12 protein-coding genes and 1 pseudogene are annotated in these 14,936 nt (G+C 38.4%); 2 read left to right on the plus strand and 11 right to left on the minus strand.

Annotated elements, in window-relative coordinates:
- Positions 1-39: 39 nt before the first annotated feature.
- From pknB to clpX, 11 genes are all read right to left on the minus strand, one after another.
- Complete coding sequence (pknB, locus tag RHP64_RS07545) at positions 40-1,965, minus strand: Stk1 family PASTA domain-containing Ser/Thr kinase (RefSeq protein WP_014324988.1); 1,926 nt, start codon at positions 1,963-1,965, stop codon at positions 40-42.
- A 2-nt stretch (positions 1,966-1,967) separates the two neighbouring features.
- Positions 1,968-2,702 (minus strand): protein phosphatase 2C domain-containing protein, encoded by a 735-nt coding sequence (locus RHP64_RS07550; protein WP_025268324.1) that lies wholly within the window; start codon positions 2,700-2,702, stop codon positions 1,968-1,970.
- Positions 2,702-4,048: a 16S rRNA (cytosine(967)-C(5))-methyltransferase RsmB gene (gene rsmB / locus RHP64_RS07555; protein WP_025268325.1), complete on the minus strand. Its 1,347-nt coding sequence runs from the start codon at positions 4,046-4,048 to the stop codon at positions 2,702-2,704. Before rsmB ends, RHP64_RS07550 begins: the two co-directional genes overlap by 1 nt.
- The gene (gene fmt / locus RHP64_RS07560) at positions 4,038-5,003 is read right to left on the minus strand and encodes a methionyl-tRNA formyltransferase (RefSeq protein ID WP_025268326.1); all 966 of its coding nucleotides are present in this window, start codon (positions 5,001-5,003) and stop codon (positions 4,038-4,040) included. Before fmt ends, rsmB begins: the two co-directional genes overlap by 11 nt.
- 107 nt (positions 5,004-5,110) lie before the next feature.
- The gene (gene priA / locus RHP64_RS07565) at positions 5,111-7,522 is read right to left on the minus strand and encodes a primosomal protein N' (RefSeq protein WP_025268327.1); all 2,412 of its coding nucleotides are present in this window, start codon (positions 7,520-7,522) and stop codon (positions 5,111-5,113) included.
- The gene (locus RHP64_RS07570; protein ID WP_025268328.1) at positions 7,519-8,073 is read right to left on the minus strand and encodes a GNAT family N-acetyltransferase; all 555 of its coding nucleotides are present in this window, start codon (positions 8,071-8,073) and stop codon (positions 7,519-7,521) included. The genes priA and RHP64_RS07570 overlap by 4 nt, the downstream gene beginning before the upstream one ends.
- Before the next feature lie 41 nt (positions 8,074-8,114).
- Positions 8,115-9,257, minus strand: a complete 1,143-nt coding sequence (locus RHP64_RS07575; RefSeq protein ID WP_002815228.1) for a nicotinamide-nucleotide adenylyltransferase — start codon at positions 9,255-9,257, stop codon at positions 8,115-8,117.
- 45 nt (positions 9,258-9,302) lie between these two features.
- The gene (gene pnuC / locus RHP64_RS07580; RefSeq protein ID WP_011680189.1) at positions 9,303-10,070 is read right to left on the minus strand and encodes a nicotinamide riboside transporter PnuC; all 768 of its coding nucleotides are present in this window, start codon (positions 10,068-10,070) and stop codon (positions 9,303-9,305) included.
- A 102-nt stretch (positions 10,071-10,172) separates the two neighbouring features.
- Entirely contained in the window at positions 10,173-10,616 is a 444-nt protein-coding gene (msrB, locus tag RHP64_RS07585) for a peptide-methionine (R)-S-oxide reductase MsrB (RefSeq protein WP_010281611.1), read from the minus strand.
- Between the two features lie 103 nt (positions 10,617-10,719).
- A complete protein-coding gene (yihA, locus tag RHP64_RS07590) occupies positions 10,720-11,304 on the minus strand; it encodes a ribosome biogenesis GTP-binding protein YihA/YsxC (protein ID WP_025268329.1) in 585 nt (194 codons plus the stop codon).
- A complete protein-coding gene (gene clpX / locus RHP64_RS07595) occupies positions 11,305-12,555 on the minus strand; it encodes an ATP-dependent Clp protease ATP-binding subunit ClpX (protein ID WP_011680190.1) in 1,251 nt (416 codons plus the stop codon). It lies immediately after the preceding gene.
- A 217-nt stretch (positions 12,556-12,772) separates the two neighbouring features.
- On the opposite strand from clpX, the pseudogene RHP64_RS07600 reads away from it, so the two are divergent.
- Positions 12,773-13,930 (plus strand): annotated as a pseudogene (locus tag RHP64_RS07600) (restriction endonuclease subunit S); the annotation flags it as partial.
- 71 nt (positions 13,931-14,001) lie between these two features.
- Complete coding sequence (locus tag RHP64_RS07605) at positions 14,002-14,919, plus strand: site-specific integrase (RefSeq protein ID WP_025268331.1); 918 nt, start codon at positions 14,002-14,004, stop codon at positions 14,917-14,919.
- The last annotated feature ends 17 nt before the right edge of the window (positions 14,920-14,936 follow it).

Here is a 14,936-nt window from a genome sequence, read left to right on the forward strand (position 1 = left end):
AACAAAAAAAGCCGATAATATCGACTTTTAGACACGTTGTTATTGACTCGAAGAGCTCTCAGATGTGGAACTGTCCGATGATGTAGTACTAGAATCCTCACTACTTGTTGAACTGCTTGAGGAACTACTGCTAGAACTAGAAGACGATGAACTACTACTACTTGAGCTCGATTGTTCTGGTCCCTGTGAAATCGTAATTAATAAGGTGTTATCTTTTGTAATCTTTGATCCGCCACGGATTGATTGACTAATAACATGGTCCTTCTTAACAGAATTGGAGTAAGTCGTATTAAAATTAACAGTGACATCATTTTGTGATGCCCAATTTTGAACATCGCTTTGTGTGCTACTTTTAGTGAAGTCAGGGACAGTAATCTTAACCGGTCCTGTTGAGACAGTGAAAGTCACCTTTGTGGCTGTAGGGTCTACCTTCCCATTGGCATTAATAGATTGAGCTATAATTATGCCTGCAGCTACACTATCTGACGCTTGTTGTTCTTTTTGAATTTCGTATCCTTGCGAGCGCAATTGTGCTGCTGTTACATCATAATCCGACCCAACATAATCTCCAAAACGCACTTTTGCCTTACCAGAGGAAATAACCAAGTTGATACTGTCCCCTTTTTTTACGTCAGTTCCTTCTTTAGGCGTTGAACGCACAACACTGCCCTTTTTGATGGTTGTCGAAGTTGTCGAAGTCACACTACCAACATTCAATCCAGCTTCTTGTATTTTCTTTTCAGCCTTGGCTCTTGTTAAGTTGGATAAGCTCGGCACAGTGATTTGACTAGCCTGAATATGAATAAACGCAAAAATAGCAATAATAGCAACAATAAAAAGCACTGCAAAAGCCAAAATTTTAGGTAATTTATTTTCACGATACTTGATGCCATTGCCCCGAAGCACACTTCTAACATAATTAGGTGTCCGGTCAACAATTTTTGCGATACTTTTAACAGCGTAACCTTTTTTACCATACTCAATGATCAGATCTTTTACTGATGGTTCCTCAGGAACTTCCTCCGGTAAAACATTAACAGAGGAAACACCATTCTTGAGCTGGTCTTGAATTTGTTCCATCGGAATAATGCGCGTTTCGTTTTCAATATCCGCAGTTGGCGCAAATCGTTGTTCATTTGAACGACGTGGCGATAGAACTGTTTTTAAATCTTCAGCCATAACTGAGACATCTAAATAACGATCCTGTGGGTTCTTAGCTGTGGCTTTTAAAATAACATTTTCTAGTGCTTGGGGAATTCTTGGATCAAAATCACGTACTGAAGGCATATCAGCAGTTGCATGTTTTAGTGCTACTGCGACCGGCGTATCTCCTTCATACGGCACTTGCTTCGTTAGCATTTCATATAGCATAACACCAAGTGCATAGATATCAGACTTTGCTGATGCCATGCCTCCACGGGTTTGTTCTGGTGACAAATAATGAACTGAACCAATCACGGTATGTGTCTGCGTCAAATCTTGCTCTGATTTAGCAATTGCAATACCGAAATCGGTAATCTTCACTTGATCATTTCTGTCAATTAAAATATTTTGTGGCTTTAAATCACGATGAATAATACCTGCATTATGTGCAGCCTGCACTGCGTTTAATATTTGCATCATAATATCAACAACTTGTTGATATGCAATTGGAAAATGTTCACCAATATATGATTTAAGATTTGTACCATCAACATATTCCATGACAATATATTGTGAACCTTGGTACTCACCAACGTCGTATACTTGGACAATATTGTCATTAATCAGTTCTGTTACTGATAAGGCCTCACGTTGAAAGCGTTTTGCCAAATCTACATCATTTTTCATATCAAGACGCATCATTTTAAACGTTACATCACGATTAAGAAATTCATCATGCGCCAAATAAACATTGGCCATACCGCCATCGCCAAGCGATTTTATAATACGGTATCGATTGTCAACTAGTGTATCTGGTAACATCTCTAATCCTTTTCATGTGTGACGAGTACCGCCGTCACGTTATCTGGTGCGCCTTTTTCATTTGCTTGCTGAATCATATCAAAAACTTTAATATCAAGTGGTTCTTCGTAGCGCATTATTTGCTTAATTGTCTTGTAGTCTAATACTTTTGTAATACCGTCAGATGTTAGAAATAAAATATCATCTGCCACAAAATCGTGTTGAGAAATTTCAATATCTGCGTGTTCATCAACACCTAAAAATCGTGTCACACTATTAGCGTGTACCATGTTACTAGCATCTGCACTGGCCATAGCCCCTCTACGAATGATTTCATTTTTTAAAATATGGTCATTTGACAGTTGGGTTAATTGATTATTATGCAACAAAAAGGCTTTGGAATCGCCTAAATTAGCAATCACAACTTTTTCGTCAAACAATACAGCCAAAACAACGGTCGTTGCCATCTGTGACAGCTCTTGAAAGCGTTGCCCGGCCTTTATAATAGCATCATTTTCAATTTTAGCTTGTTTTTTTAACCACGCAATTGTAGGAACAATTGTCTCCAAATCATTGCTTTCCCAAGCATGTCCGAAGTGCTCAACAGTCATTGCACTGGCAACCTCACCGCCTTCATTCGAAGTAACGCCGTCAGCAACGATCACCATTGTCCGTCCAACTTTATTTATAAAAGAACCTACATAATCTTCATTGTCGTGGCGCTTGGATCCAGGATCCGTACGATAGGCAATTGCCATTAATCATTTTTCCTCAATGTAGCAACGAAAAAGCCATCTGTATGGTAATCATTGGGATACACATGTAAGGCTTTTTCGCCATGATCTAATTTTAATTTATACGTTGTTTCCGTTGGAATTAATTCAAAATTTGGATGGTCTTCCAAAAAATTTGTTACAACATCGTCATTTTCTTGACGCAAGATTGTACAAGTACTGTAAACCATGATACCATTTTTTGCAAGGTTTTGGCTAACTGAATCCAAAATTTGTGTTTGTAAACGAGCTAAACTTTCGACATCTTCCAAGGTTTTATCATATCTAATTTCAGGCTTTCGACGCAATAAACCAAATCCTGAACATGGTGCATCAACTAAAATTCGATCAAATTTTTTGTCAATTTGTTCAGGAACTTTTCTTGCATCTAGGACACGTGCATGAATTTTATCGGCTACGTGTAATCTCTCAGCATTGTTGTTAATTAACTTAATTTTATGCTCATGAACATCTAAGGCCGTAATCACAGCATCTGGAGCGCTGTATTGTGCAAGTTGCGTGGTTTTTCCACCAGGTGCCGCCGCTGCATCTAAAATACTTTTAACCTCAGGCGTCAAATGTAAACTTTCTACTGGTAGCATCGCACTTTCATCCTGCAAAGTTAACCAACCATCATGGTATGCTTTAGAACTGGCCACATGCCCACCGCTGACTAAAAACGCATGTGCAGCAACGCTAGATGCTGTAATAGTGAGATTTTCTGATTCTAGCGCAGTAACCACTGCTTGATCAGTAGCTAGTAACGTATTAACACGAATGGATTGCTTAGGTGCATCATTGATTGTAGCAATGATTTGGCGTGCTCGTTCATCCCCATTTTGCTTAATCAACTCTTCAACCAACCAAACCGGCAAACTTGCTTCAATAGAAAGGCGTTGTATGTCATCACCAATGTCGGCAACACTACGAAGGCCTTTACGACTAATGTTATGCAAGATGGCAGTAACAAATTTTCCTGTTCCAACATGCCCTAGTATTTTAGCTACTTCAATTGATTCATTAAAGATGGCATGCTGTGGTATCTTATCTAGGTATTCCATTTGGAAAATAGCTGTATATAGCAGCTCCCGAACCCATGGATCAATTTTTTTGCTACCTACGAAAGGTTCAAGCCAATACTCAAAAGTTAAGCGATGCTGAATGACACCGTAAACCAAAGTTGTTAATAAACGAGTATCTGCTTCACCCAGCTTATGTTGCTTGATCACTTGATTTAATTGTAGATTAGAATATGCACCATTTTTTATTTTGGCTAGTGTTTGAACTGCTAAAACACGTGGATTGTCACTGTAAACTCGTTTATCGCTCATTAATTGTTGCCCATTTCTGACCTACTTCAAGATCTTTTCCAGCGCCATTTAAATAGGCACTAATCGCCATTTCTGATTTACCTGCCGGCTGTAGTCGGTTGATTTGAACAACCGTACCATTTGCGGAGGCCACTTTTAATTGTTTTTTGCTTTTCTCAACAATGGTGCCCGGTTCTTGCGCTGTTAATTCAGGCAAGGGTGTCACATCAGTGATTTTCACGCGTTGATCCAAAACCTGCACAAAAGCTGGATGAGTTGGATATAAACCACGTATATGCCAGTCTAGTTCTTGGGCTGTTTCTGTCGCAAAATTAAGATTCTGCATGTCGTGCGGTATATTTGGTGAAAAAGTAACTTCTTCTTCATTTTGTACTACTGGGTCAATATTACCGGTAGCGATTTTAGGGAGTGTCTTTAATAGCAAATCACGTCCAGCAATACTTAATTTGTCAAACATCGTGCCAACATTATCGGTGCTCGTAATTGGAACTTTTATCGTATCAATAACATCACCGGCATCCATTTTTTTGACCATGTACATAATTGAAACACCGGTTTCTTTATCGCCATTCATAATGGCATAATGAACTGGTGCACCACCTCGATATTTTGGTAATAGTGAAGCATGCGTGTTAACTGCAGCAATTTTGGCCGCGTCTAATAATTTTGTAGGTAAAAATTGTCCAAATGCTGCGGTCACGATGAAATCAGGATTAATATCAATGACTTGTTGCATCTCAGGAGAACCACTTATTTTTTCTGGTTGTAAAACAGGCACGTCGTGCGCCAGTGCTGCAACTTTAACAGGACTTGGTGTTAAAGTATGCTTGCGTCCCTGTGGGCGATCGGGTTGTGTCACAACCGCCTTCACATCATAATTATTATTTTCAAGAAGCGCTTCTAATATCGGTACTGCAAAACTTGGAGTGCCCATTAATACTACTGAATATGTCATTTTATACCTCTCAAACAGCTGTGTTAGGGTGTTTTATTTTTTATTCGCACGATAACACAAAAATGTCCGAGCAATCTCGGACAGTTATCAGTATTTATTATAACACATCACATAAATGAGACAGGATCACGATCAATGCTTAGCTGCAAATCACCTTTAGCCTTTTGTGCGCGATTTTGTAGTTCCTGTAGCAACGTGTCCATTTCATTACGTTTTTTAAACTTTAGGATAATTTGAAAGTAATAGCGCTTGCGCATTTTAGCGATTGGCTTTGGCGAAGGTCCTAAAATAATCACATCTTTCTTAGCATGCGAACGTAGCCAGCGCGCAACTTTCAGCATTTGAATGGCTGCTTGATTTTCATCTGAATGGCTGGCTTGTATCTGAACCGTGTAGTAGTACGGTGCGTAATTTCCAGCATGCCGGACGGCCATCTCTTGTCTATAAAAACCTTCATAATCATGATTTTGAGCATAAGTAATTGCATAATGCTGTGGATTGAACGTTTGCACCAACACCTCACCAGGTTTTTTAGCCCGTCCAGCTCGCCCACTAACTTGGGTCAACAATTGAAATGTACGTTCACTGGCATGGAAATCCGGCAATCCCAAAGAGGTATCTGCATTCAAAACACCGACTAAAGTGACATCAGGAAAGTCGAGTCCTTTAGCAATCATTTGCGTGCCTAATAAAATATCTGCCTCATGATTACCGAATTTTTGAAGCATCTTATCCATACTACCCTTTTTGCGTGTCGTATCTTGATCCATACGAATCACCCGCGCATCAGGAAATAATTCTTGTAACTCAGCTTCAACCTTTTCTGTACCAGTCCCATAATAACGTATACGTTTAGAACCACATTGCGCACAGATAGTGGGTATTTTTTCTTCATGACCACAGTAGTGGCACTTCAGTGTATGTGTGTCCATGTGCAGTGTCATAGCTAAATTACAATTAGGATCACATGGAACATAACCACAGTCTCGACACATCACGAAACTTGAAAATCCTCGGCGATTGAGCATCAACACACTTTGTTCATCTTTCGCCAAACGGTCGGCTAATTTGATACGCAATTCTTCCGAAAAATTGGTCTCTGGTCTTCGTGACAGCGTTTCTTTCATATCAATCACATTAACGCTCGGTAGTTTTGCGCCTCCTGCGCGCTGTGTCAGTGTTAATAGTTCATAAACACCGCGTTGTGCTCGCGCACGGCTCTCCAAAGAAGGTGTCGCTGAGCCCAAAATAACCGGTATTTGATAGTATTGACCACGCCAGAGTGCGATATTTCTGGCATCATACCGCGGATTATCAGACTGTTTATAGGTTGTTTCATGTTCTTCATCAACAATAATTAAACCAATATTTGTCAGTGGGGCAAACACAGCAGAACGTGCACCAACAACAATTTTCACATCACCACGCTCAATTCTACGCCACTCATCGTAGCGTTCACCATCACTTAATCCCGAATGTAAAACTGCTGTCTGGGCACCAAAACGGCCTTTGACCCTTCTAACCATTTGTGGCGTGAGGGCAATTTCAGGCACCAAAAAAAGAACCGTTTTTCCCTGCTCAAAAACATGTTGTGCCACCTGTAAGTAAACTTCAGTTTTACCTGAGCCAGTAATACCTTCAAGTAAAAATGGTTGAAACCTTTGCGCATCAAATGTACCAGAAATACGTTCATAGGCCTCTTGTTGCTGCGCATTTAACTCAAGTAACGCTGTTTGTTTAACTTCAGCATGAAATGGATCGCGAAGAAGCTCCACTTTTGTTTTCATTAACCATTTTTTAGTTGCAGCTTGGTTTAAGACGGCGTCACTGATATCGATAACATCCTGCAGGTCCTTTTTCACCCATGTTTCAGCCAAATGACCGAGTATGAACTGCAACAACGTTTCTTGTTTCTTTGCTGAAGATCGTAATCCTCTTAACTCATCCTCCAAAAATTCAACATCATCACTGAACTGATAAGCTAATTGTGTCTTTATCTTCGCCTTGTCATGCACTGCCACTTCTACATCAATTTTATGTTGACGACGTAGCTTAAGCAAAGTTGCCATATCTTGCTCAGTAAAGTCGCCTGTTTTAAAAGCTATCTCATCAAGCCCTTTAAATAAACGATCACGTACATCGTCATCCACTTCGTCAATAATCCTTAAAGTACGCTCGTAGTTTGCTTTAAACACATTTGGCAGCATCGTTTGTAAAATTGTAATTCGAAAAGCAAATGTTTCACTGGCTAAGTAATCAGATAGATTTAGTAATTCTGTATTTAATACCGGTGTTAAATCTAATATTTGCTGAATTGGGCGCACTTGTTCCTCTGGTAAGTCAGTTGAAGCGATTAAACCAACAACAAATCCCATCACATTCCGGCGACCAAAAGGCACCGTCACACGCATGCCCAACAATAGCGAATCTATCATATTCTCCGGAACGGCATAGGTATAAGGCTGATCAGTTTGCATTGTTGGCACATCAACAATGATTTGTGCGTATTGTTTCATCATAACTCTATTTTACCAGAGGGGCTTATAGGCGTCATTTCATTTCGCAAAATGCCGTATTTCATGCTATCCCAATACTGACCTTGCCACCATCTCACTTGTCGGATTTGTCCTTCTAATTTCAAGCCCAGTTTCTCGCTTACACGCATCATAGCCTTATTACCAGACCAAGTGGTTAAACCAATATGTGGTAAACTGTCATATTGCTCAAATAATATTTCCAACCACATACCTAATGCACGGGTGCCAATTCCTTGTTGCCATGTTGCTTGTTGATAAATAACAATTCCTACTTCAAGCCAAGATTTTAATTGTCCATCCTCAAAATATGCACTCACATCACCAATAATTTGACCGTCGTATAAAATAACCCGCCGATTCATATTATTCACGAATCTTTCAGGGCCAATATTATTGATAAAATCGTCTTTTTTAGGTAACACATCTTTAAAATATGGTCCGTTCCATTTAGTCCACTCAGCTTGCGGATCACTATAAGCTGTTTCCCAAAATAACGCTAAATCTTCTGTTTTGAATTGTCGTAATTTTATCATTTTTACCTTTCAAAAAAAACCGGTATAAAACCAGTTTTTCTCTAAATATGCTTAATATTAAATCCTGTTCTAGTTTGAATAGCATCTAGTGCTTGTAAGTAACGTGCATAATATCCATAAGGATCATCACTATCGCCTTTTGCATCAAGAATTACTAGTTTGTCCGTAAATCCATATTCTTCAATCACTTCTAACAAATGGCGGTGGAAAGCCCAACGCGAATCATTATCTGAAGTTGTCATATTTCGGAAGCCGTCATCAACATAAGGAGTCACCGGTGGAATAAGTAGAATTAAGTCAATCAACTCCTCACCAATTGTATTATCAAACAATGGCTTCAGCTGCGCATTATCCACATCGTTTAACCACATATCTGCATATACTTTGGTCACCATTGCATCAGTATCAAAAATCGTTAGACCATTGTTAGCTGGAGAATTAATTTCTCTTGAGTTCGCATCATATTGCCCTTGAATTAAACGGATGTAGTCTTTAACGACTAACTCTTCATCGCTAACATTCGATTTTTCTTGATACTCACGAGCATACTCTTCTGAAAATGGTGAATTACTTGTTCGAGCCAAACGACGTACTAATGTGGATTTTCCTGTTGAAGCTGATCCCATCACCGTGACTTTTTTAGCAAAATGGCGTCGAAAAACACGGTTAATGTAATCCCAGTTTCCAATAGGATCTTTTCGAATATCTGTTGCTGATATTTTTAATACAGTGCGATCCATCAAGCTCACTTTGAACTGACCGTTCTTCGGTAATCTTGTTTCTAATTGATTTTTGTAATCTTTCTCACCGGTATAAAATGTAATCGTTGCATCTTTATTAACAATATTACGCTTAACCGTTTCAACAATTATTCGTGTCCACTCATCCCAACCATCAGGCATCATTGGGATATTGTCTTCATTGATGTAATCAACTTTAATATCTGTTTCGTCACTAAATGCTTCTCTCAAATAGCGAAAACGTTTCTCAACGGATAATCCGATTTGGTACCCTCTATCGTTTGTGTAACCAGAAGCAATAACAACGACACCATCATTTAAGGCAGCCGCTTTATAAATTTCTGCTTGGTGCCCTACGTGCATTGGTGCTAACGTACCAAAGAAAACGCCAATTTTGTCACCTTGAAGATCATCTGTGAATAAGTTCCCTGCAATTGTTCTCATGACTTTATTAATTATATCCTATTAAAATTTGAACATTGCGCATGTTCATTCTTTTTTGGTTAACTTTCGCCACTGAATAATACCGTATATAGCATTGACAGATAAGGCGAGGTTCATACCTAACATAGCAAACGCACTAGGATCCGCATGTCCCGTCCAAGCACGTCCCCACAAAACAATTTCGACTATATCAAAGAGTAGCCAAGCATACCATGATTCCGCAAACTTTGCGGTTTGCAGAATTTGAGCCCCCATTGATATGGTTGTTGTCAATCCATCCATGTACGGTTGTCTTGACCCAGCCTGATGTAAAATCATACCAACAATCACTAATATAACTAGGAATACTGGGATAACTAGAAGCCATTGTTTGAAGGTCATATATTTAGTCGCTACCACATCTTGACTGTCTTTTTCTGATAAATTATCGCGTTTCATAAAGCCAAGCCAAGCTGCAACACCAACAAATTGCATAACAACCCAAAATGCACTTAAAGCAACCTCACCAAACAACTGTGACTGAAAGGCCAATGGCATGTACATAACAGAATAAATCAGGCCCCAAAAATAATTTGTTATACGACCCTTGGCGACCAATACAACAGTGATAATGTTCATCATCCCGGTTGCCAAGCCAAACCAATCGAGCGTGCTATTGTGAACAACACCCAGTGTCCAAACTAGTAATTGCAGTAAAATCAGTACTAAAAACAATACACCTTCAGCCCATTTCCAGCCAAATAACAATTCTTTGAAAATGTTCACGGGGTTAAAGTAGCGCCAAAAACGATGCCAGACTGGTTCCTCAACCATTATAGATTCTCCCTAATAATTATTTATTTCATTATATCAGTAAATAGCCTAAAAAACCGATTAGTTTAGGGAGATTTTGCCGTCCAAAAACCAGCTATTAATCTAATCTTTAAACAATTTCAAATATTTGCCGTAGCCATCTTTTTCTAAATCTTTTTTTGGAATGAACCGTAAGCTAGCTGAATTGATACAATATCTTAAGCCACCACGGTCAGGTAATCCATCATTAAACACATGACCCAAATGAGATGCCGCTTCTTTTGAAGTAATTTCTGTCCTTGTCATTCCTAATGAACGATCTGTATTTTCTTGTAAATGCTCGTCGTCATCGATTCCTTTTGTAAATGATGGCCAACCACAGCCGGAATCGTACTTATCCGTTGAACTAAACAATGGTTCACCACTGACAACATCAACGAAAATACCATCCTCCCACCATTGGTCATACTTACCAGTGAACGGGCGTTCTGTCGCCGCATGTTGAGTCACCTCGTATTCTTCCGGTGTCAAACGAGCACGCAATTCTTCATCGTTATATTTTGTCATAAAATCCTCTTTTTATTTTTTAATTTTACGCTGGTTTTAAGATACGTCAACCAATAGAACTTAGCGGCGAAAATAAAAAAATGTTGGCATTTCTGCCAACATTTTAGATATGTTGTTCAATCCAACGCCACACTTCATCTTTACCATATTTTGTTTCCGATGAGAAAAATTGGAAATCACTGTCTTCATTATCAAAGCTTAATGCTTTTTTAATGACTGATTCAGCTTTATTAAACTTACCGCGCGAAATTTTATCTGACTTAGTTGCTACAACTAAAATTGGAATATTATAGTAATGTAGCCATTCGTACATTGAGATATCGTCTTCACTAGGCTCATGGCGTGCATCTACTAAACTAATAACACCACGTAGCTGTTTACGACTAGTGATGTATTCTTCAATCATTACACCGAAAGCTTCACGCTGGGCCTTTGAAACTTTAGCATATCCATACCCAGGAACATCAACGAAATATAATTTATCTTCAACATCATAAAAGTTTAACGTTTGTGTCTTACCTGGTTGTGAAGATGTGCGAGCAAAATTTTTTCGTTGGATTAGTGTGTTTGTTAAAGAAGATTTACCGACATTTGAACGGCCAACCAAAGCTATTTCAGGTTTTCCGTCTGTTGGATACTGAGACGCTGATACAGCACTCATCACCATTTCGACATTGTGTACATCCATTTATTCACTCACCTTTTTTAATTGCAGTTCTGGCTGTTCACCCTGTTCCACGCTGGCTTTGGTAATAATAACTTTAGCAACATCATCACGACTGGGAATATCGAACATGACATCCTTCATCACATTTTCAATGATTGAGCGTAATCCTCGAGCGCCAGTGTGTCGCTTAATCGCAACACTAGCCATTGCATCCAATGCATCCGGTTGAAATTCAAGTTCAACATCATCTAGACCCAAAAGAGCAGTGTATTGCTTAATTAAAGCATTTTTAGGCTCTGTCAAAATTCTTGTTAAATCAGAAATAGTCAACTCGTCTAACACAGTTACAATAGGCAGACGACCAATAAATTCTGGAATTAACCCAAACTTGGTCATATCTTCTGGTTGCACATGATGCAAAATATTGTCGTCATTCAAAGCCTCAGCGTTTTCATTTGCATCTGAACCAAAACCAATAACTCGTTCGCCCAGTCGTTCCTTAATGATTGTGTCAATCCCAGCAAACGCACCACCAACGATAAACAAAATGTTGGTCGTATTCACTTGAATCAACTCTTGCTGTGGATGCTTACGGCCTCCTTGAGGTGGCACGCTGGCAGTTGTCCCTTCAAGCATTTTTAATAGTGCCTGCTGAACTCCTTCACCAGAAACATCACGTGTGATGGAGACGTTCTCTGATTTTTTAGCAATTTTGTCAATTTCATCAACGTAAATAATACCACGCTCAGCTGCTGCAACATCAAAATCAGCTGCTTGCAGTAATTTCAAAATAATATTTTCAACGTCTTCACCAACATAACCCGCTTCAGTCAATGTAGTTGCATCAGCAATTGCGAATGGTACGTTCAGAATACGTGCCAAGCTTTGTGCTAAATAAGTTTTACCCGAACCAGTTGGCCCCATCAAAGCAATGTTTGATTTTTGTAGCTCAACATCTAATGTTGGCGCCACGTTTTCATTAATACGTTTATAGTGATTATATACAGCTACCGCCAGAGTCTTTTTAGCATCTTCTTGTCCAATAACATAATCATTTAACTCATTAACAATCTCGTGTGGTGTTGGCAGTGACAACACTTCTGCTGCACGATCTACAGTCAATTCTTCTTCAATAATGCCTTCAGCCAAAGCGACACACTCATTACAAATGTAAACATCATTTGGCCCGGCAACAATCTTTTTTACTTCACTTGCAGATTTTCCACAAAAACTGCAGTGTATTTCTTCTTCAAAATTTGGTGTATTCGCCATGATTTTCCTTTTTTATTGATCCGCTACATTTTTATGCAGATTATATATATTTTATATGCAGCTCGTATCTTACCATTATACTATTTTATGGCAGTCTTATAAACCGTGTTTCAAATTTATATTTTAGATCTTATTTCTTTTATTTTTGTGTTTTTCTGTTGACTTAAGTTCTAGGATTTTTGGATTTATGACATGATAGTTTCCTTGGGAACAGCGTAAGTTGGGGGATTTGACTAATAGTTTTGAATATGGACTTAATGCTTCAGCTAAAAAATTTGATGGAATTCATAAATATATTCGTATTACAGATATAGATGATTCAAGTCGGAAGTTTAATAGTGAGTCTATAACCTCACCAGATATAGATTTCAGTTCAGCTGATAATTATGAATTAAAACAAAATGACCTTTTGTTTGCTCGTACGGGAGCTAGTGTTGGTAAAAGTTATATATACACTGAATCTGATGGGCTAGTTTACTATGCAGGATTCTTAATAAGAGTACGAATAAAACCTGAATTTGATTCGAATTTTGTATTTCAAAATACATTTACTAGCTCTTATGAAAATTTTATTCGTATTACTTCACAACGCTCAGGGCAACCTGGTGTAAATGCAAAAGAATACGCCAGTTTTGAGATAAGTATACCAAGTTTAGAAGAACAACAAATGATCGGTTCTTTATTCAAACAATTCGACAATCTAATCACTCAAAACGAGCGTAAGGTCAATCTTTTGAAGCAATTAAAGCAGGCGTATTTGCAAAAGATTTTTAGTCAGGAACTGCGTTTTGCTGGCTTTAGTAATGCCTGGAAAGAGCGTAAGTTAAAAGATGTTACTGAGCGAGTAAGATCTAACGACGGGAGAATGGATTTACCTACACTAACAATGTCTGCTAGCAGTGGTTGGTTAGATCAAAAAGATAGATTCTCTGGAGATATTTCAGGTAATGAGAAAAAGAATTATACCTTATTGAAAAAGGGCGAACTATCGTATAATCATGGAAATTCTAAGCTAGCTAAATACGGCGTTGTATTCAGTTTAAAAAATTATGAAGAAGCACTTGTTCCAAGAGTTTACCATAGTTTTAAAGCGTTAGCGAATACGTCAGCTGATTTCATTGAGTATATGTTTTCAACTAAGCTACCTGATAGAGAACTAGGAAAATTAGTATCTTCTGGGGCTCGTATGGATGGACTGTTAAATATTAACTATGATGATTTCATGAATATTCATATAACTTTCCCTAATTACGAAGAACAAATTTTGATGTCCGCTTTCTTTAGAAAACTAGACAATACTATCGCTCTTCACCAACAAAAGCTCAACCTCCTCAAAAAACAAAAACAAGCCTACCTCCAAAAAATGTTTATCTAACATTAACATGGTTTAATGTAAATTGGTCCAACAACAAGTTGCGACTAATTTTTTATTTGGAGGTGTCTATTATGACACAAAATCAGACGTTTCACGCATATTTTAAGGACTGGATGACGCTTTATAAACAAGGCGCTGTCAGACCTGTTACTTATCAAAAATATGTTATAACACATCAACATCTCGTTAAGCTTGCACCAAGACTCAAAACAAGTAAACTCTCACGTTCAACTTATCAACAATTACTTAATGATTTCGCGCAAAATCATGAGCGTCAGACAGTTATGGATTTTCATCATCATTTAAAAAGCTCGATTATAGATGCCATGGAAGAGGATATTCTAAAACGAGATCCGACTCGCAAAATTGTGGTTAAAGGAACTGTTCAGCGACTGCATAAGCCAAAATTTTTGAACCAATTTGAGGTGCAGGCTCTACTAAAACAATTGAATTTACAGGACGAAGTTAATTGGGATTATTTTATCTTACTCATTACAAAAACGGGGTTGCGCTTTGCTGAAGCTTTAGGGTTGACGCCAGCAGATTTTGACTTTGAAAAACAAATTATCACAATTGATAAAACATGGAATTATAAAGCGGTACAAGCTGACTTTGCGCCAACAAAAAATAATTCATCGGTCCGAAAAGTACAAATTGATTGGCAAACTGCGATACGATTTTCAGTCATCGTTCGCAATCTACCAAGAGATGAGCCGATATTTGTCCGTGGACGTGTTTACAATGCGACAGTGAATGACAGATTAGCCACACTTTGCAAGCAAGTTGAGATACCAGTTATCTCAATTCATGGCCTGCGCCACACACATGCCTCATTATTGCTTTACGCAGGCGTATCAGTTGCTTCGGTGGCACGTAGGTTGGGACATTCAAATATGACAACAACACAAAAAACTTACATTCACGTCATTCAAGAATTAGAAAATCAAGATAATGATCTAGTCATGAAACATTTAGCACAATTGATGTAAAAAATAACGGTGTCTAC

Source organism: Leuconostoc sp. XM4, assembly GCF_055698815.1.

Bases quoted from the DNA above. Each gene is read 5' to 3' on its own strand.
- RHP64_RS07575 (WP_002815228.1), bottom strand. From the start codon at position 9,257: ATGAGAACAATTGCAGGGAACTTATTCACAGATGATCTTCAAGGTGAC.
- priA (WP_025268327.1), bottom strand. From the start codon at position 7,522: ATGATGAAACAATACGCACAAATCATTGTTGATGTGCCAACAATGCAA.
- clpX (WP_011680190.1), bottom strand. From the start codon at position 12,555: ATGGCGAATACACCAAATTTTGAAGAAGAAATACACTGCAGTTTTTGT.
- yihA (WP_025268329.1), bottom strand. From the start codon at position 11,304: ATGGATGTACACAATGTCGAAATGGTGATGAGTGCTGTATCAGCGTCT.
- RHP64_RS07570 (WP_025268328.1), bottom strand. From the start codon at position 8,073: ATGATAAAATTACGACAATTCAAAACAGAAGATTTAGCGTTATTTTGG.
- msrB (WP_010281611.1), bottom strand. From the start codon at position 10,616: ATGACAAAATATAACGATGAAGAATTGCGTGCTCGTTTGACACCGGAA.
- pnuC (WP_011680189.1), bottom strand. From the start codon at position 10,070: ATGGTTGAGGAACCAGTCTGGCATCGTTTTTGGCGCTACTTTAACCCC.
- RHP64_RS07550 (WP_025268324.1), bottom strand. From the start codon at position 2,702: ATGGCAATTGCCTATCGTACGGATCCTGGATCCAAGCGCCACGACAAT.
- fmt (WP_025268326.1), bottom strand. From the start codon at position 5,003: ATGACATATTCAGTAGTATTAATGGGCACTCCAAGTTTTGCAGTACCG.
- RHP64_RS07605 (WP_025268331.1), top strand. From the start codon at position 14,002: ATGACACAAAATCAGACGTTTCACGCATATTTTAAGGACTGGATGACG.
- pknB (WP_014324988.1), bottom strand. From the start codon at position 1,965: ATGTTACCAGATACACTAGTTGACAATCGATACCGTATTATAAAATCG.
- rsmB (WP_025268325.1), bottom strand. From the start codon at position 4,048: ATGAGCGATAAACGAGTTTACAGTGACAATCCACGTGTTTTAGCAGTT.